Origin of the sequence: Streptomyces roseirectus (assembly GCF_014489635.1) — a bacterium.
GTDB lineage: Bacteria > Actinomycetota > Actinomycetes > Streptomycetales > Streptomycetaceae > Streptomyces > Streptomyces roseirectus.
On the sequence record NZ_CP060828.1, the window covers coordinates 3,950,343 to 3,967,124 of the forward strand.

General features: G+C 70.8%; 16 protein-coding genes and 1 tRNA gene. 11 read left to right on the plus strand and 6 right to left on the minus strand.

The features are described 5' to 3' along the window. The 9 genes from traB (at position 1) to IAG44_RS16315 (ending at position 9,183) form a co-directional block, all read left to right on the plus strand. Positions 1-2,055 carry a plasmid transfer protein TraB gene (gene traB / locus IAG44_RS16275; RefSeq protein WP_187747821.1) on the plus strand — a complete coding sequence of 685 codons (2,055 nt, stop codon included), beginning with the start codon at positions 1-3 and terminating at the stop codon, positions 2,053-2,055. A 167-nt stretch (positions 2,056-2,222) separates the two neighbouring features. After that, positions 2,223-2,687, plus strand: a complete 465-nt coding sequence (locus IAG44_RS16280; RefSeq protein WP_187747822.1) for a hypothetical protein — start codon at positions 2,223-2,225, stop codon at positions 2,685-2,687. A gap of 13 nt (positions 2,688-2,700) precedes the next feature. Then, entirely contained in the window at positions 2,701-2,958 is a 258-nt protein-coding gene (locus IAG44_RS16285) for a hypothetical protein (RefSeq protein ID WP_187747823.1), read from the plus strand. A 22-nt stretch (positions 2,959-2,980) separates the two neighbouring features. After that, positions 2,981-3,439: a single-stranded DNA-binding protein gene (gene ssb, locus IAG44_RS16290; protein WP_187747824.1), complete on the plus strand. Its 459-nt coding sequence runs from the start codon at positions 2,981-2,983 to the stop codon at positions 3,437-3,439. An 89-nt stretch (positions 3,440-3,528) separates the two neighbouring features. Then, the gene (locus IAG44_RS16295) at positions 3,529-4,809 is read left to right on the plus strand and encodes a DNA cytosine methyltransferase (RefSeq protein WP_187747825.1); all 1,281 of its coding nucleotides are present in this window, start codon (positions 3,529-3,531) and stop codon (positions 4,807-4,809) included. Positions 4,810-4,898: 89 nt separating this feature from the next. Continuing rightward, complete coding sequence (locus IAG44_RS16300) at positions 4,899-5,816, plus strand: bifunctional DNA primase/polymerase (protein ID WP_187747826.1); 918 nt, start codon at positions 4,899-4,901, stop codon at positions 5,814-5,816. 83 nt (positions 5,817-5,899) lie between these two features. Next, a complete protein-coding gene (locus IAG44_RS16305; RefSeq protein ID WP_246561779.1) occupies positions 5,900-6,169 on the plus strand; it encodes a hypothetical protein in 270 nt (89 codons plus the stop codon). Continuing rightward, entirely contained in the window at positions 6,166-7,419 is a 1,254-nt protein-coding gene (locus IAG44_RS16310; RefSeq protein ID WP_187747827.1) for a DUF3631 domain-containing protein, read from the plus strand. The genes IAG44_RS16305 and IAG44_RS16310 overlap by 4 nt, the downstream gene beginning before the upstream one ends. Before the next feature lie 399 nt (positions 7,420-7,818). Further along, the gene (locus IAG44_RS16315) at positions 7,819-9,183 is read left to right on the plus strand and encodes a tyrosine-type recombinase/integrase (protein ID WP_187747828.1); all 1,365 of its coding nucleotides are present in this window, start codon (positions 7,819-7,821) and stop codon (positions 9,181-9,183) included. 155 nt (positions 9,184-9,338) lie between these two features. On the opposite strand, the gene IAG44_RS16320 is transcribed toward IAG44_RS16315, so the two are convergent. Then, positions 9,339-9,420, minus strand: a tRNA-Tyr gene (locus tag IAG44_RS16320). Positions 9,421-9,646: 226 nt separating this feature from the next. On the opposite strand from IAG44_RS16320, the gene IAG44_RS16325 reads away from it, so the two are divergent. Continuing rightward, entirely contained in the window at positions 9,647-10,135 is a 489-nt protein-coding gene (locus IAG44_RS16325) for a YajQ family cyclic di-GMP-binding protein (protein WP_187747829.1), read from the plus strand. A gap of 99 nt (positions 10,136-10,234) precedes the next feature. Here the strand turns inward: IAG44_RS16325 and IAG44_RS16330 are convergent, their stop codons facing one another. After that, a complete protein-coding gene (locus IAG44_RS16330) occupies positions 10,235-10,501 on the minus strand; it encodes a GlsB/YeaQ/YmgE family stress response membrane protein (protein ID WP_187747830.1) in 267 nt (88 codons plus the stop codon). A 332-nt stretch (positions 10,502-10,833) separates the two neighbouring features. On the opposite strand from IAG44_RS16330, the gene IAG44_RS16335 reads away from it, so the two are divergent. Further along, positions 10,834-12,093, plus strand: a complete 1,260-nt coding sequence (locus IAG44_RS16335; RefSeq protein WP_187747831.1) for an APC family permease — start codon at positions 10,834-10,836, stop codon at positions 12,091-12,093. Positions 12,094-12,273: 180 nt separating this feature from the next. Here the strand turns inward: IAG44_RS16335 and IAG44_RS16340 are convergent, their stop codons facing one another. The 4 genes from IAG44_RS16340 to IAG44_RS16355 all read right to left on the minus strand — a co-directional run bounded on the left by IAG44_RS16340 (position 12,274) and on the right by IAG44_RS16355 (position 16,782). Continuing rightward, the gene (locus tag IAG44_RS16340) at positions 12,274-12,666 is read right to left on the minus strand and encodes a YccF domain-containing protein (protein ID WP_187747832.1); all 393 of its coding nucleotides are present in this window, start codon (positions 12,664-12,666) and stop codon (positions 12,274-12,276) included. Beyond that, positions 12,663-13,526 carry a zinc metalloprotease HtpX gene (gene htpX / locus IAG44_RS16345; RefSeq protein WP_187747833.1) on the minus strand — a complete coding sequence of 288 codons (864 nt, stop codon included), beginning with the start codon at positions 13,524-13,526 and terminating at the stop codon, positions 12,663-12,665. The genes IAG44_RS16340 and htpX overlap by 4 nt, the downstream gene beginning before the upstream one ends. 173 nt (positions 13,527-13,699) lie before the next feature. After that, on the minus strand, positions 13,700-15,211 hold the full coding sequence (locus IAG44_RS16350) for an NADH-quinone oxidoreductase subunit N (RefSeq protein WP_187747834.1): 1,512 nt from the start codon (positions 15,209-15,211) through the stop codon (positions 13,700-13,702). Then, complete coding sequence (locus IAG44_RS16355; RefSeq protein ID WP_187747835.1) at positions 15,208-16,782, minus strand: NADH-quinone oxidoreductase subunit M; 1,575 nt, start codon at positions 16,780-16,782, stop codon at positions 15,208-15,210. Before IAG44_RS16355 ends, IAG44_RS16350 begins: the two co-directional genes overlap by 4 nt.

Here is a 16,782-nt window from a genome sequence, read left to right on the forward strand (position 1 = left end):
ATGGCTCACCAGTGGACTGACCAGGAAGGCCGGGCCTACCCCCTCAGTGTCCCCGCCTTCACGAACGAGGGTGCGGGCGGCGGCGTCGGCGCCTACCTGCTGAACCGGGCCAAGCCGTATCTGCCGCCGTGGCTGGGCTGGGTCGCCACCGGCCTGGCCGGAGTCGTCGGACACCAGCGGTGGCCCGACAGCGCGGCGGGCGGCGTCGGCCTCACCCTCACCTCGGTCGCTCTGACCGGCGTGGCGTGGGCGGCAGGCAAAGGGATCAGCAAGCAGCGCCGTCTGCACTCGGCCGTCACCGTGGCCGCCGGATCGGCCTGGGTGACCGCCGCCTGCCTGGCCGGACCGACGGCCGGACCGGTCGACGACCTGTTCCTGATGGGCGGACCGGCCATGGCGCTGTCGTGGAACGTGCGCATGATCATGCGCCACAACTCCGAAGGCACCGCCGGGAGTTCGGACGGGGGCCTGCTGGAGAAGGTCGGGCTCGCGCGGGCGAAGATCGGCGCGGCGAAGGTGGAGCCCAACCGGGTCACCGCACCGCTCGCGTTGCAGCCGGGAGAGCAGACCAACGACGACGTCGCCAAGGCGCTGGCGCGGATCGCGTCCGCGCTCGATCTGCCGAAGGCTGCCGTGCGCTACACCCCGGACCCGGACTCCGTGCGGCGCGGGGAGCTGGTCATCGTCCCCGAGGACATGCTGTCGGAGGTCGTCGAGTGGGAAGGCCCCTCCAACCTCGGGGGGTCGATCGCCGATCCGCTGGTCATCGGCCGTTACGACGACGGTGCGCCGCTGGTCATGTGGCTTCCCGGTGACCCGGACGCGGGACGCAACTCCACCCACGTCCTGATCGCGGGCGGCACGGGTTCCGGCAAGGGGGATGCCGCGCTGAACCTTCTGACGGAGATCCTTTCCCGCCGGGACGTGATCGTGTGGTTCTCCGATCCCAAGGCGTTCCAGGACTTCGCCCCGCTCCGCGCGGGACTGGACTGGGGTGTCGAGGGCGGCAGCCCGACAGAGGTCATGGTGGCCGCCGTCGAAGCCGTCATTCCGGCCCGGACCCGCTGGCTCGGTGCCCACGGCTACCGCCAGTGGGTCCCCGAGGCGGCGCAGGCACAGCACGACCCCGGGCATTCCTGCCGCCCGGACGGCACGGCGTGCGGGTGCGCGGGGATGCCGTTCCTGATCGGCTGGTTCGAGGAATCCGCCAACACCCTGCGCAACCTCGGGGACGACGTGTTCACGGGGATGACGCAGGAAGCCCGTTCGGCCGGTGCGGCCATCTTCGTGTCGCTTCAGCGGCCGTCCTACGACCAGATGTCCACCTCCACCCGCGCCTCCCTCCCGTCCGTGATCGCCCTGGGCTGCGACCCTCGCGACGAAGGGTTCGCGCTGCCGGAGACCGTCATCGACGCCGGCGCGCACCCCGGAGCATGGGGCAACCGGCGTCCTGGCTACTGCTACGTGGTCTCCCCGGGCATCCCCGAGGACCGGTACGCCTCCCCGGGACGCACCTTCCGCTTCACCCCGCGCACCGTGCCCGTCATGGAGCAACTGGCCGCGTGGGCACAGCACCACGGTGCCACCGCCGACCCCGTCACCGCTGGCGCCGCCGCCTCGGTCGCGGGCCGCGCCTACACCGGCCGCACCACCGACAGCGGCACCGGCCCGCAGCCGGCCGCGCCACGCGCCACCGAGGAGGACGCCATGGAGCCGGCCGGTCTGCTCGTCGACCCGGAAGACGCCGGTATCGACCCCGAGACCGAACTCCCCGGCGACGAACCCGGCGACGACACCCCGATCTTCGGGCAGGAAGCCGGGCACAAGCCCTCCCCCGAAGAGGCCCGGCGGCTGTTCGCCCAGGCTCTGACGGAGTTCGAGGACGAAGGCCGCATGGTCGTCGGCCCGAAGGACTTCACCGACTGGTGCGACCGGCACAGCCTCTCCCGCTCCTGGGTGTCCCTGCGCCTCAAGGAGGCCGCCCAAGAGGGACGGCTGGACGCCACCAACACCACCGGCCGGTGGCGGATCGTCCCCGCCCTCACACCCGCCTGACACCCGTAACGCGTTACGCCCGCCTAACACCCAAACCCCTAGGCAGGCGCACGTGTTACCCGCCCTAACAGCGGCCGATCACACCCCTCACACCCACACGTCACACCCACCCACGGGCCCGCGTCACACCCACGACGCGGGCCCCTTCTGCCCGGAGGGAACCACACGTGTCCCGTACCGAACGGCCCACGGCCGTCGAAGTCCACCACCCCATCCCGATCACCACCCACCCGCCTGCCGTGCTCCCGGTGCCCGTGCAGCCGGACACGGTCCCGGGGGTGGCGAGCGTCGTCCTCCCGGACGGCCGCGTCGTCACCGGCTACGCCATCCACCCCATGCAGCCGCCCCCGGTCGCCCCGAAGCCGGCCGTGTCCCGCGCGGCCGTGAACATCGCCCTCGGGGGCGTCGGGTTCGCCGCCTTCTGCGGGGGCCTGTTCTTCCTCACCACGTTCATCACCGCCCTCACCGGGCTGATCATCCAGCTCACCATCCTCGCCGCCGTCATCTTCGGCGGGTTCGTCGCCGTGCAGGTCTTCAGCGCCCCCAGCACCAAGGGCCACGGCGACAAGACCGGCGGGAACACGTTCAACATCCGCAAGGCCGTCATCAAGCGCAGCCACTTCCACGGCTAGGAGGCCGAACCCCGTGATCCGACTGCGTATCCGCATCGTCGGCGGGCCACGCCGCGCGCTGGCCCTCACCGACACACCCCGCCGCGACTGCCCCGACTGCCACGGCACCGGAAGCATCGAGGACGCCTTCGTCGACGAATTCGGCGAGTACGCCGGGAGCAACTGGTGGTTCTGCGACTGCCAGAGCGACTGGACCCTCCCCCTCCTGCCCCTGCCCCGGTGGCCGCGACGCCGCCCGCGCGGCGGCTACAGCGACGAACCCCCCTTCTGAATCCTGCGAGTTGAGGAGAACCATGTCGTTCGGAGAGACCCCGGTCACGATCGTCGGCAACCTGACCGGTGACCCGGAACTGAAGTACACCAACAACGGCCAGGCGCTGGCCCGGTTCACGGTCGCGTCGACCCCGCGCACCTTCGACCGCGAGGCGAACCAGTGGAAGGACGGCACGTCGACGTTCTTCCGGTGCGCCGCGTGGCGCCAGCTCGCGGAACACGTCGCGGAGTCCCTGGGCAAGGGCTCACGGGTGGTGCTGTCCGGCCGGATCCGCCAGCACGACTGGCAGACCCCGGAGGGCGAGAACCGCTCGATGCTCGCGGTGGAGGTCGACGAGATCGGCGCCTCCCTTCGCTTCACCACCGTCCGCATCGACGCCAAGCGCACCGGCGGCCAAAGCGGCAGCGCCCCGACGGGCAACGACCCGTGGAACACCGGCAGCAACCGCCCCGAGCCGGGCAACGAACCCCCGTTCTAGCAACGCCCGGGGCGACCGCCCCATCTCGCCAAAGACACGCGGTCGCCCCGGTTTCCAGACCCGTTTCAGTGAACTGGAGACCACCCAGCATGCCCCATCCCTCCGTGCCGCCGGAGGGCGGCAACATCAGTCTGTGCACCGGGTCCGGTGCGCTGGACCAGGCAGTGGAAGCCGTCACCGGCCTGCCCACGGTCCTGGTCGGCGAGAAGGACCCGGCCGCCTCCCGGCTGCTCGCCGCCCGCCTGCCCCACGCCCGCAACCTCGGGGACATCACCGCCGTCGACTGGGCGGCGCTCGCCGCCGAGATCGCGCGTCCGGCGGCGCTGACCGCCGGGTTTCCCTGCCAGGACATCTCCAACGCCGGACCTCGGGGAGGGATCGCCGGTGACCGTTCCGGACTCTGGAAAACCATCGCCCACGGAGCCATTCGCCGTCTTCGACCCCGTCTCGTCTTCCTGGAGAACGTCGCCGCCCTCCGGTCCCGGGGACTCGACGTCGTCGCCGCCGACCTGGCCGCGCTCGGGTATGACGCGCGGTGGATGTGCCTACGCGCTGGAGATCCCGAAGTCGGCGCCTGTCACCGCCGCGACCGCTGGTTCGCCGTTGCGTATCCCGCTGCTGAAGACCCCCACCTCGCAGTTGGGACGCAACGGCGGACCGCAGCACCCGGACAAACGCAAGGCGGGCGGGCACGGGCCGACGCTGGAGGACGAAGTGGTCTTCTTGCTGCCCCCGACGGACGAAGCCTGAGGCTGCTGCCCACCCCGGCCGCCGCCGACGGAACCGGCGGCCCCGGCGTCTCCCCGAAACGGCGCGGCGGAATGAACCTGCGGACCGCCGTCACCCTGCTGCCCACCCCCGCCGCGCGTGACTGGAAGTCCGGCGCCTCCAACCTCGTAGGCACCAACTCCCGCCCGCTGAACGAAGTCGTCGTCAACCTCCTGCCCACCCCCAAGGCGTCGGACGGACCGCACGGCGGACCCAGTCAGCGCGACACGTCAGGCCGCTACTACCTCCCCGGTCAGGCCGTCCGCCTTGACGGACAGTGGGTGGCGACCAACGGCACCGACTACGGCCCCGCGATCCGCCGATGGGAACAGGTGCTGGGACGGCCCGCGCCGGAACCGACCGAGCCCGGGACCAAGGGCAACCGCCGGCTGTCCCCGGAGTTCGTGGAATGGATGATGGGCGCCGACCTGGGCTGGGTTACCGGCGCGGACCTGGGCCTGTCCCGCTCCGACCAGCTCAAGATCCTCGGCAACGGCGTCGTCATCCGCCAAGCCGCCCTCGCCTACCACGCGTTGCTCGCCACGCTCGCCGCCGAGACCGCAGCACCCGCACCGACCCAACTCGCCCTGGACATCGCCTAGCAACGCCCGGGACGACCGCCCCATCTCGCCAAAGACACGCGGTCGCCCCGGTTTCCAGACCCGTTTCAGAGAACTGGAGACCACCCAGCATGACGCATGACGCACGATCCGCGCTGCTGTCCGCAGCGCTCCAAGCCGCCGCCTGCGGCTGGCACGTCCACCCCCTGCGTCCCGGCGGCAAGGGCTCAGCCCTGCACGGCGAACGCGCCTGCCCCCGCACCGGCGTATGCGCCGACGGCCACGTGAAGTGGGAACAGCGCGCCACCACCGACCCCGGCCGCATCCGCGCGGCCTGGTCGGCGGGCGCGTTCAACGTCGGCATCGCCACCGGCCCCTCCCACCTGGTCGTCGTCGACCTCGACATCCCCAAACCACAGGAGGGCAAGGGCAGTTCGGACGCGCCTTGCGGCGCGGCGTCCTTCGCGGCGCTCTGCGAGCGCGCCGGACACCCGTGGCCCGCCACTCACACGGTGCGGACTCCGAGCGGCGGCACGCACCTGTACTTCACCGCCCCGCTTGGTGTCCGACTGCCCTGCACGGCCCGTACCGTCGCGGCGAACGTCGACACCCGCGCCTGGGGCGGGAACATCGTCGCCGCAGGCAGCACCACCCCCCACGGCACCTACGACACGGTCGACGACACCCCGGCCGTCCCCCTGCCCGGATGGCTGCTGCACCACCTCCACACCCCGCCCAAGCCCGCCGTCACGGCGCCCGCGCCGCTGATCGTCCCCGGCGGAACCACCCGCCGCGCCGCCGTCGCCCTCGAACGCGAGACAGCCGACGTGAGCCGGACCGGCGAAGGGGGCCGCAACAGCCGGCTGCTGGCGGGCGCCCGCTCCCTGGGACGCTTCGTCGCGTGGGGCGAGATCCCCCGGCACATGGTGGAGCAGGCTTTTCAGGCCGCCGGGGAAGCGAGCGGACTGCCCCCGGCGGAATGCCGGACCACCATCCGAAGCGCCCTCGACTGGTCGATCCGCACCGCCCGCCCCCGGGACGCCGCGTGAACCCCCGGCGGCCTGAAAAGCCCACCCGCCCCGTCCCGGCGGGACCGCGCCCGATCCCGCCCGACACCGGCAACAGCCGTGGCATGAAGGGCGACGCCGAAGGCGTCCTTCCATCCCTTCCCCCCGCCGACCGCGCGAGCGGCCCGACACGGGGCGACGGGCGCTTCCCCGTGGCCTGGCTCCACATCAGCGCGCCGCGCCACGGCACCCCCACCGCCACCTCGACGTGCCTGTGCGGGTGGGACCGCAGCGCCACCGGCCACGGCAAGGTGCATGCCCTGATCGCCGCCCACACCGCCCACCGCGACACCTGCCCCCTCCGCACCAACCAGGAAGGGAGGGCCGCAGCATGAGCGACCCCACCCCCAACCCCACCACCCCGCCCATCGACGGCGCCGCCCTGCTGAACGAGGTCGAAGCCTTCCACCGCCGCTTCAACGTCTTCCCCACCGAAGCCGCCTACGTGGCCGTCGCCCTGTGGGACGCCCACGCCCACCTGATCGATTGCTTCGACTCCACCCCGCGCCTCGCGTTCCTCTCCCCGGAACCCGGATCGGGCAAGTCCCGCGCCCTGGAGATCGTGGAAACGCTTACACCGCACTCCCACACCCTGGTCAGCAGCTCCGCCAACGCTCTGTACCGGCTGGTCGAAGCGACCGAGGGCCTGCCCACACTGCTCTTCGACGAGATCGACACCGTGTTCGGCCCCAAGGCGGGTGACAACGAGCCGGTACGCGGGTTCATCAACACCGGCCACCGCCGACGGGGGAAGGCCCTGCGCTGCGTCGGAGAGAACCAGACCCCTTCGTGGTTCGCGTCGTTCTGCGCGGTCGCCATGGCCGGTCTGGGCTCGCTGCCGGAAACCATCCTGGACCGCTGCGTCATCGTCCGCATGCGCAAGCGGGCCCCCAACGAGACAGTGGAGCCCTACCGCGAGCGCATCCACGAGAAGGAGGGTCACGCGCTGCGTGACCGGCTCGCCAAGTGGGCCGACACCGTCCGCGACGACGTCTCGGGCGCCTGGCCCACGCTCCCCGAAGGGCTCAGCGACCGGCCAGCCGACGTGTGGGAACCGCTCCTTGCCGTTGCCGAAGCCGTCGGCGGGGACTGGCCTGAACGAGCCCGCGCCGCGTGCCTGGAGATGCTGAAAGCGGCCGACGACACCGACGAATTCTCGCTCGGTATCCGGCTGCTGACAGACCTGCGCGACAAGCTCTTCAGCGCCGGCGCCGAACGGATCGCCACCTCCGTCATCATCGAGTGCCTGCTTGGCATGGATGACGCGCCATGGGTCGACCTAGACGACAAGCCCCTCAACCCGCGCACGCTCGCCCGGATGCTGAGCCAGTACGTCACCCCGGCCAACCGGCCGATCAAACCGCGTACCTTCCGCACCCCGTCCGGCACGGTCAAGGGGTACTTCGCGGCCGACCTTGCCGACGCCTGGATGCGCTACTGCCCGCCCCCCTCCGGGGAATCCGGAACAGCCGGAACAGCCGGAACAGCGCAGGTCAACGCCGGTGAATCTGTTTCGGATACTCCGGCCGACAGCCGGAACACCACGGCAGAAGCCGGAACACTGCCCCTGCCTCAGGTCGGCTGACACCCCCGGAAACCGAGCCCTGTCACACGTGCTGCGTGACAGGGCCATCCGAAACAGAAACTCGATCCGGAACAAATCCAGGGCTCTGACCTGCACTGTTTCGCTGTTTCGGCTGTTTCGGATCTGTCAGGGGGTGGGCGTCTCACCGCCCACCCCCTGGTTCGCCTCTCCGACGTTTCCCCAAGGAGACGAAATGGCTACGTCCTCCCGCCGACGCCGCACGCCGAAAGACGAACTCCTCCCCCTCAGTGACGTCTTGGACGAACTCAGCATCAGCCGCGCCACCTGGTACCGGTGGCAGAACCGTGGCTACGCGCCGGAAGCCCGCCGCACCCCGTCCGGTCGCATTTGCGTGCGCCGAAGTGTCCTTGACGCATTCAAAGATGAAATGGAAGCCGCGTGACCGAGTGGAGCTACACCGTCAAGATCTGGGCGATCCGGAAGCGTGATTACCGGAAGCCCTACCAACTCCGATGGAAGGTCGGACTCCGGCCGCATTCGGAGTCGTTCCTCACCCAGGGTCTGGCGGACAGCCGCCGGGCCCAACTCATCACGGCCGCGCGCGAGGGCGAACCCTTCGACGTCGAGACCGGGTTGCCGAAGTCCATGGTCGCCAAGAAGCTGGACATTTCTTGGTACGAGCACGCCCGGAACTACATCGCGATGAAGTGGGGCGACTCCCCCGGCAACACTCGCCGGACGTTGGCCGAGGCCATGGCCACGGTGACGCCCGCGTTCGTCAAGGACACCAAGGGAATGCCTGACAACAGGACCGTCCGACGCGCGCTCTACAGCTGGGCGTTCAACAAAAACCGGTGGGACGAAGAACTACCCGCCGACGTGGCCAAGACGCTGGACTGGTTCAAGCGGAAGTCGCTCCCCATGTCCGCGCTCTCTGACCGTCTGGTCGTAAGGTCCGCTTTGAGCGCCTTGTCGAAGAAGCTGGACGGCGAGACGGCGGCAGGAAGCACGATCCGCCGGAAGCGCGCCATTTTCTACAACGCCCTTGAATTCGCGATCGACGCCGAACTCCTCGCGGACAACCCCTTGGACCGCATCAAGTGGACGGCGCCCGAACAGGTCGTTGAGGAAGTCGACCCGGAATGCGTTCCGAATCCCGCTCAAGGGGCCAAGCTTCTGGCTGCCGTACGCGACCAGGGAAAGCGCGGTCGTCGACTCGTGGCGTTCTTCGGCTGCATGTACTACGCCGCCGCGCGGCCGGAAGAAGTCATCGGTCTGCGCGCCAAGGACTGTGACCTGCCGCGTCGCGGCTGGGGCCTGCTCCGGCTGCATGAGACCCGCCCCCGCTCCGGCAAGGCTTGGACCGACTCCGGGGAGTCGCACGAGAAGAAGGGACTGAAGCACCGCCCGCGCAAGGCCGTCCGCCGGGTACCGATCCCGCCCGAGCTGGTCGCCCTGCTCCGGTGGCACCTCAGCGCGTACGGCACAGCGCCGGACGGCCGCGTGTTCCAGACGCTCCGGGGTGGCCTCGTGCAGGACACCGGTTATGGCGAGGTCTGGGCTGAGGCTCGCTCACGGGCCCTCTCCCCCGCCGAATTCGAGTCGGTGTTGGCCAAGCGCCCTTATGATCTTCGTCACGCTGCCGTGTCCACCTGGCTCAGCTCTGGGGTGGAGCCTCAGCTTGTAGCTGAACGCGCCGGCCACAGTGTCGCGGTGCTCTTCCGGGAGTACGCCAAGTTCCTGAAGGACGGCGACGACGCCGCCAACGCGAAGATCTCCGCCCGCCTAGAGAAGGGCGCCTGACAGGCCCAGGAAGCCCGTCCACGCCCCGTCCACGCACTTCGAGATGGGGCGTTCGAACGCGAGACAGAGTGAGACACGCGCCTGATCCACGGCGCACATGACGAAGGGCCCGTGACCTGCCGTTCTGGCAGGTCACGGGCCCTTCGTTCTCAGCGTGGCGGCGCCAGGATTCGAACCTGGGAAGGCTGAGCCGGCAGATTTACAGTCTGCTCCCTTTGGCCGCTCGGGCACACCGCCGGGGTTTTGTCACCTGTTCGAACCGCTTTTCGGCGGTGTTCCCTGGCAACGACGTAAACAATACCCGATGGGGAGGGGTGCTTCGCCACCCGATTGAGCTGCGCCCGGAGGCGATCGGGTGGCTAGGCTTGTCCGGACGTGGCCGGGCCGGGGCCGAGGCAGGCACGGGCCCCCGAGGACGCCGCCACGCACTCGACACGCCCCCCGATACAAGGAGCCACAGGACATGGCCGACTCCAGTTTCGACATCGTCTCGAAGGTCGAGCGGCAGGAGGTCGACAACGCCCTCAACCAGGCCGCCAAGGAGATCTCCCAGCGCTACGACTTCAAGGGCGTCGGTGCCTCCATCTCGTGGTCCGGCGAGAAGATCCTGATGGAGGCGAACTCCGAGGACCGGGTGAACGCCGTTCTCGACGTCTTCCAGTCGAAGCTGATCAAGCGCGGGATCTCGCTGAAGGCGCTGGAGGCGGGCGAGCCCCAGCTCTCCGGCAAGGAGTACAAGCTCTTCGCCGAGATCAAGGAAGGCATCTCGCAGGAGAACGCGAAGAAGGTCGCCAAGCTGATCCGCGACGAGGGCCCCAAGGGCATCAAGGCCCAGGTCCAGGGCGACGAACTGCGCGTCAGCTCCAAGAGCCGCGACGACCTCCAGACCGTCATCGCCCTCCTGAAGGGCCAGGACTTCGACTTCGCGCTCCAGTTCGTGAACTACCGGTAGTTCACGGGCCGGTGGGTGAGAAGGGCGGGTGCCTCACGGGCGCCCGCCCTTCCCGCGTGTGCGGATGCCGGTGTACGGGTGTGCCGGTGTGCGTGCGGCTCAGTCCCGTGAGTTGCCGAACAGGATCCGGTACGCGATGAGCAGCACCAGCGAGCCGCCGATCGCCGCCGCCCAGGTGGCGCCGTCGTAGAAGTCCTTCGTCACGGGGTGGTCCAGCCAGCGCGCCGAGATCCAGCCGCCGACGAACGCCCCGGCGATCCCGATCAGTGTGGTGCCGATCAGGCCGCCCGGGTCCCGCCCCGGCAGCAGCACCTTGGCGATGACTCCGGCCAACAGTCCCAGGATGATCCAACTGACGATGCCCATGCCCTGAACCTGCCCTTCCGCGCCGTGCGTCCACTGCCCCGGCCGTGTGGATCCGGTGAGAACAGCAGCTCCGGGGGCCGGTGGGGGTCACTCGCCCCGCGCCCGCCGCACACGCGTTCGCCCTGTGTTGGCCCGGACGACGTCGTGCCGATACGCACCGGTTCCCCCGGTCACTAAGGTGCGGCCCATGCCACACTCCCGGACCGGCCCCGCCGCCCCGCCCCGGCCCGGCCCCCGGTCCGGCGGCCTCGCCCCGCGTCCGGGGAGCCGTGGCGCGTGACCGGCGCCGCCCCGCAACCGCCGCCCCGCCCCCGCTCCGGAAGGTGCCGCCCATGACCCTCCCCACAGGTCCCTCCGCCGAACTGCGCCGCACCCTGGGCGTCGGGGACGCCGTCGTCATCGGGCTCGGGGCGATGATCGGGGCGGGTGTCTTCGTCGCCCTCGGCCCGGCCGCGCGGGCGGCCGGCACCGGGGTGCTGCCTGCGCTCGCGCTCGCCGCTGTGATCGCCTACTGCAATGCCACCTCCTCTGCTCGGCTGGCCGCCCGCTATCCGGCCTCGGGCGGTACGTACGTCTACGGTCGTGAACGGCTGGGCGACTTCTGGGGGTACCTCGCCGGGTGGGCCTTCGTCGTCGGGAAGACGGCGTCGTGCGCGGCGATGGCGCTGACGGTGGGGCTGTACGTCTGGCCGGCCCACGCGCACGCGGTGGCGGTCGCGGCGGTCCTGGTGCTGACGGCGGTGAACTACGGCGGCGTCCAGAAGTCGGCCTGGGTGACGCGGGTGATCGTGGCCGTGGTGCTGGCGGTCCTGGTGGGGGTCGTCGCGGTGTGCCTGGGGGCGGAGGGGGCCGAGAGGTCCGGCGCCGGGCCGGCGGACATCGGGTTCTCCGGTGGGGCGGGCGGGCTGCTGCAGGCCGCCGGGCTGCTGTTCTTCGCCTTCGCGGGGTACGCGCGGATCGCGACCCTGGGCGAGGAGGTGCGGGATCCGTCGCGCACGATCCCCCGGGCGATCCCGCTCGCCCTGGGCGTCACGCTGGTGGTGTACGGGTGTGTGGCGGTCGCCGTCCTTTCCGTGCTGGGGGTCGATGGGCTGGCCGGGGCGGGTGCGCCGCTGGTGGACGCGGTAGGGGCCGCGGGCGTGTCCGGTCTGGCGCCGGTGGTGCGGACCGGTGCGGCCGTCGCCGCGCTGGGCTCGTTGCTCGCCCTGATCCTCGGGGTCTCCCGGACGACCCTCGCGATGGCCCGTGACCGGCATCTCCCCGGCGTCCTGGCCGCTGTGCACCCGCGCTTCCAGGTGCCTCACCGCGCCGAGCTCGCCGTCGGCACGGTCGTCGCCGTCCTCGCCGCCACACTCGACGTCCGAGGCGCGATCGGGTTCTCCTCCTTCGGTGTCCTCATGTACTACGCGGTGGCCAACGCCTCGGCGTGGACCCTGTCCCCGGCACCGCTCGCGCGTACAGCGCCGGCCGTCGGTCTCCTGGGGTGTGTGCTGCTGGCGTTCTCCCTTCCCGGGGTGTCGGTGGTCACGGGAGCGGGAGTGCTGGCGGTGGGCGCGGCGGCGTACGGAGTGCGGCGGAGGCTCGCGAAGTAGAAGGGCCGGGGGTTGGTGCCTCGGCCGTCGGGCCGGTCGGAGACTGCTCGTGCTGGGTCATGCACTCATCGTGCACCTCGCCACTGACAGCGGCCCCGGCCTGTGGACAACTCTCCGCCTGTGGACAACTCCGTCACCCGGCAGAGGACGAGGGAATGCCCCGCCCTCACCCGGAGGGGGTCAGCGTGCCCCGAACGGCTCGTCCGTCGGCACGATCTCGCGGCCGAGCGGCATGAGGGAGACCGGGATCAGTTTGAAGTTGGCGATGCCGAACGGGATCCCGATGATCGTGACGCACAGGAGGAGTCCGGTCACGATGTGGCCGATGGCCAGCCACCAGCCGGCCAGCACGAGCCACAGGACGTTGCCGACGCAGGACGGCGCGCCCGCGTCGCGGCGTTCGACGGTGGTGCGGCCGAAGGGCCACAGGGCGTAGACGCCGATTCTGAAGGCGGCGACGCCGAAGGGGATGCCGATGATCGTGATGCAGAGCAGGAGGCCCGCGCCGAGGTAGGCGAGGAAGAGCCAGAACCCGCTGAGAACGAGCCAGACGACGTTGAGGATGGTCTTCACGACTGGCGACCTGCCATCTTCTCCAGGCGGGCGATACGGTCCGCCATCGGTGGGTGCGTCGAGAACATCTTGGAGAATCCCTGGCCCGGCCGGAAGGGGTTCGCGATCATCATGTGGCTCGCGGTCTCGATCCGGGGCTCGGGAGGCAGCGGAAGCTGCTTGGTGCCGAGTTCGAGCTTGCGCAGGGCGCTCGCGAGGGCGAGGGGGTCGCCGGTGAGCTGGGCCCCCGACGCGTCGGCCTCGTACTCGCGCGAGCGGCTGACGGCGAGCTGGATGAGGCTGGCGGCGAGGGGGCCGAGGAGCGACAGCAGGAGGACGCCGAAGATGCCGGGGCCGTCGTCGTCATCGGAGCGGCCGAGGGGGATCAGCCAGGCGAAGTTCGCCAGGAAGACGATCACGGAGGCGAGGGCGCCGGCGATCGAGGAGATGAGGATGTCGCGGTTGTAGACGTGGCTCAGCTCATGGCCGATGACGCCGCGCAGTTCGCGTTCGTCCAGGAGGCGCATGATGCCGTCCGTGCAGCACACGGCCGCGTTGCGCGGGTTGCGGCCGGTCGCGAAGGCGTTGGGCGCCTCCGTCGGGGAGATGTAGAGCCGGGGCATCGGCTGGCGGGCCTGCGTGGAGAGTTCGCGGACCATCCGGTACAGGGCTGGGGCCTCGAACTCGCTCACCGGGCGGGCGCGCATCGCGCGTAGAGCCAGCTTGTCGCTGTTCCAGTACGCGTACGCGTTGGTACCGACGGCGACCAGGACGGCGATGATCAGTCCGGTCCGGCCGAAGAAGCCGCCGATGACGACGATGAGTGCGGACAGCCCTCCGAGGAGTACTGCGGTCCTGAGCCCGTTGTGCCGGCGGTGCACGGTACGCCCTCCAAGTCGTGCGGCAGGGGAACCCTTTGCTCGCTGATCTGCGGTCCTTCTGGTGTCACGTCCAGTGGACCCTCCTGTCTACGTCAACGCCAGACGAGCACCACGAGTTCCCTTGCGCGCGCGGGGGCGCCTGTCCGCCGTCCGGGTGAGCACCCGGATCCGGCTCAGAACAGGGTGGTGTCGGCGAACCGCAGGATCAGCTGGGGGGCTCCGGAGAGGGCGATGCCGACGGCCGCCGTGAGGGCGAGCGCCGCCGTGAGGGGGGCCGGGACGCGGTGACGGACGGGCTCCCCTTCGGGCGTCCGGAACAGCAGGGCCGTCCACCTGAGGTAGTAGAAGAGGGCGATCACGACGTTGACGGCCATGACGACGGCGAGCCAGCCGAGGCCCGCGTCGACGGCCGCCGAGAAGACGGTGACCTTCGCGAAGAGGCCGATGACGCCGGGCGGGAGCCCCGCGAGGCAGAGCAGGAAGAAGGCCAGGAGGAGCGCGGAGAGCGGGCCGCGGGCGTAGAGGCCCTGATAGTCCGTGAGGCGGTTGTGGGGGCTCCTGCGGCCCACGACGGCGGCCACGGCGAACGCGCCGAGGTTCACGGCGGCGTACATGAGCGCGTACGCGAGCGTGGAGCCGATCGCGTGCTCGGTGTCGTCCGTGTAGGCGGCCGAGGCGATCGGTACGAGGAGGTAACCGGCCTGGCCGACGGAGGACCAGGCGAGCAGGCGTACCGCGCTGTACGCGCGCGTGGCGTGCTGGCGCAGGGCGCCGACGTTGCCGACGGTCATGGTGAGGGCGGCGAGCCCCGCCAGCGCGGGCCCCCAGACGTCGTCGTACGACGGGAAGGCGACGGCGGTGACGAGGATCAGCCCGGAGAAGCCGACGGCCTTGCCGACGACCGACAGGTAGGCGGCGATCGGCAGGGGCGCGCCCGCGTAGGTGTCGGGGACCCAGAAGTGGAACGGGACGGCGGCCGTCTTGAAGGCGAAGCCGACGAGGGTGAGGACGACGCCCGTCTGCGCGAGGGTGTGGAACTGCCCGTCGACGTCCTGGACGCGTTCGGCCACCTGGGTGAGGTACAGGGTGCCTGTCGTGGCGTAGACGAAGCTGATGCCCAGGAGGCTGACGGCGGTGGCCGTGACGGACGACAGGAAGAACTTCAGGGCCGCCTCGGAGGACCGCTTGTCGCCGTGCCGGAGGCCGACCAGCGCGAAGGCGGGCAGGGAGGCGACTTCCAGGGCGACGATCAGGGTGGCGAGGTCCCGGGAGGCGGGCAGCAGGGCGGCGCCCGCGGCGGAGCTGAGCAGCAGGAACCAGTACTCCCCTTCGGGGAGTTCCTTGCGCGCGTCCCTGAGGGCGGTGACGGACAGGAGGGCGGTCAGGAGGGCCCCGCCGAGCACCAGGGACTGGACGACCAGGGTGAAGCGGTCGGCCGTGTAGCTGCACACGCCGGGGTCGCCGGTGAGGCAGAACGTGGCGTGGTCGCCGTCCAGGAGCGGCAGCAGGAGGGCCGCGCCGGCGGCCAGGCCCGCCACAGAGAGCCAGCCGAGGAGGGGTTTCCGCGCGTCCGGGAGGAACAGGTCGGCGACCAGGACGGCGAGTCCGACGACGGCCACGACGGTGGGCGGGGCGATCGTCAGCCAGTCGACCGACTGGACGACGGACTGGGCGAGGGCGCTCATCGGGGGCCTCCTGCGAGGAGCTGCTGCACGGCCGGGTCGGTGAGGCCGAGGAGGGCCTTGGGCCACAGCCCGCCGACGACGGTGAGGGCGACGAGCGGGGTCCAGGCGGCGAATTCGTAGGGGCGCACGTCGGCGAGTTGCGGGGTGTCCTCGGAAACGGCGCCCATGCACACGCGCCGGACGACGAGCAGGAGGTACGCGGCCGTCAGGAGGGTGCCGAAGGCGGCGATCGCCGTGAACGTCAGGAAGGCGGGGCGATTGAGGTCGTCGGCCGGGTCGAACGCGCCGAACAGGGCCAGCATCTCGCCCCAGAACCCGGCGAGTCCGGGCAGGCCGAGGGAGGCCACGGCGGCGAACGCGAGCAGTCCGCCGAGGCGTGGCGCGCGCCCGTACAGCGCCGCGCCGGTCCGTTCGGCGAGGGCGTCGAGGTCGGTGCTGCCGGTGCGGTCCTTCAGAGCGCCGACCAGGAAGAACAGCAGGCCGGTGATGAGGCCGTGGGCGATGTTGGCGAACAGGGCGCCGTTGACGCCGGTCGGTGTCATGGACGCGATGCCCAGGAGGACGAAGCCCATGTGGCCGACGGACGAGTAGGCGATGAGCCGCTTCAGGTCGCCCTTCGCGCCGGGGCGCACCAGGGCGAGGCAGGCGAGGGACCCGTAGACGATCCCGACGACGGCGAAGGCGGCGAGGTAGGGCGCGAGGGCGCGCATGCCCTCCGGGGCGACCGGCAGCAGGATGCGGACGAACCCGTAGGTGCCCATCTTCAGCAGGACGCCGGCGAGCAGGACCGAGCCGGTGGTCGGGGCGGCGGTGTGGGCGTCGGGCAGCCAGCTGTGCAGCGGCCACATCGGCGTCTTCACGGCGAGCCCGAGAGCGATCGCCAAAGCGGCGGTGACCTGCACGGATGTGGTCAGGGACCGGCCGTTGTCAGTGGCGAGTGCGACCATGTCGAACGTGCCCGCTTCAACGCCGATCAGGAGCAGGCCGAGGAGCATGACGACGGAGCCGAGCAGCGTGTAGAGGATGAATTTCCAGGCCGCGCGGGTCCGGTCCTCGCCGCCCCAGCGGGCGATGAGGAAGTACATCGGGATGAGGACCGTCTCGAAGGCGAGGAAGAACAGGAGGAGGTCGAGGACGGCGAAGGTGGCGAGAGTGCCGCCTTCCAGGAGGAGCAGCAGGGCGACGAACGCCTTCGGGGACGGGCCCGCGGGCGGCTTGAAGTAGGAGTACAGCGCGCACAGGAAGGTCAGCAGCGCGGTCAGGACCAGCAGCGGGAGGGAGATGCCGTCGATGCCGAGGTGGAGGCGTACGTCGAGTGCGGGGATCCAGCTGATGTCGGTACTGGCCTGCATCCTCGACGGGTGGTCGTGGTCGAAGCCCAGCGCGAGGGCGACGGCGGCGGCCAGGACGGCGCCGGTGACGGTCACACCGTGGCGCAGCACGGCCTGGTCGGGCGACTTCCCCTTCAGCCCCGGCGGGGCGGGCAGGAGGGCGGCGACGGCGCCGAGGAGCGGGCCGGCGACGGTGAACGCCAGAAGGAACTGCATCACGGACTCGTTGATACCGATCAC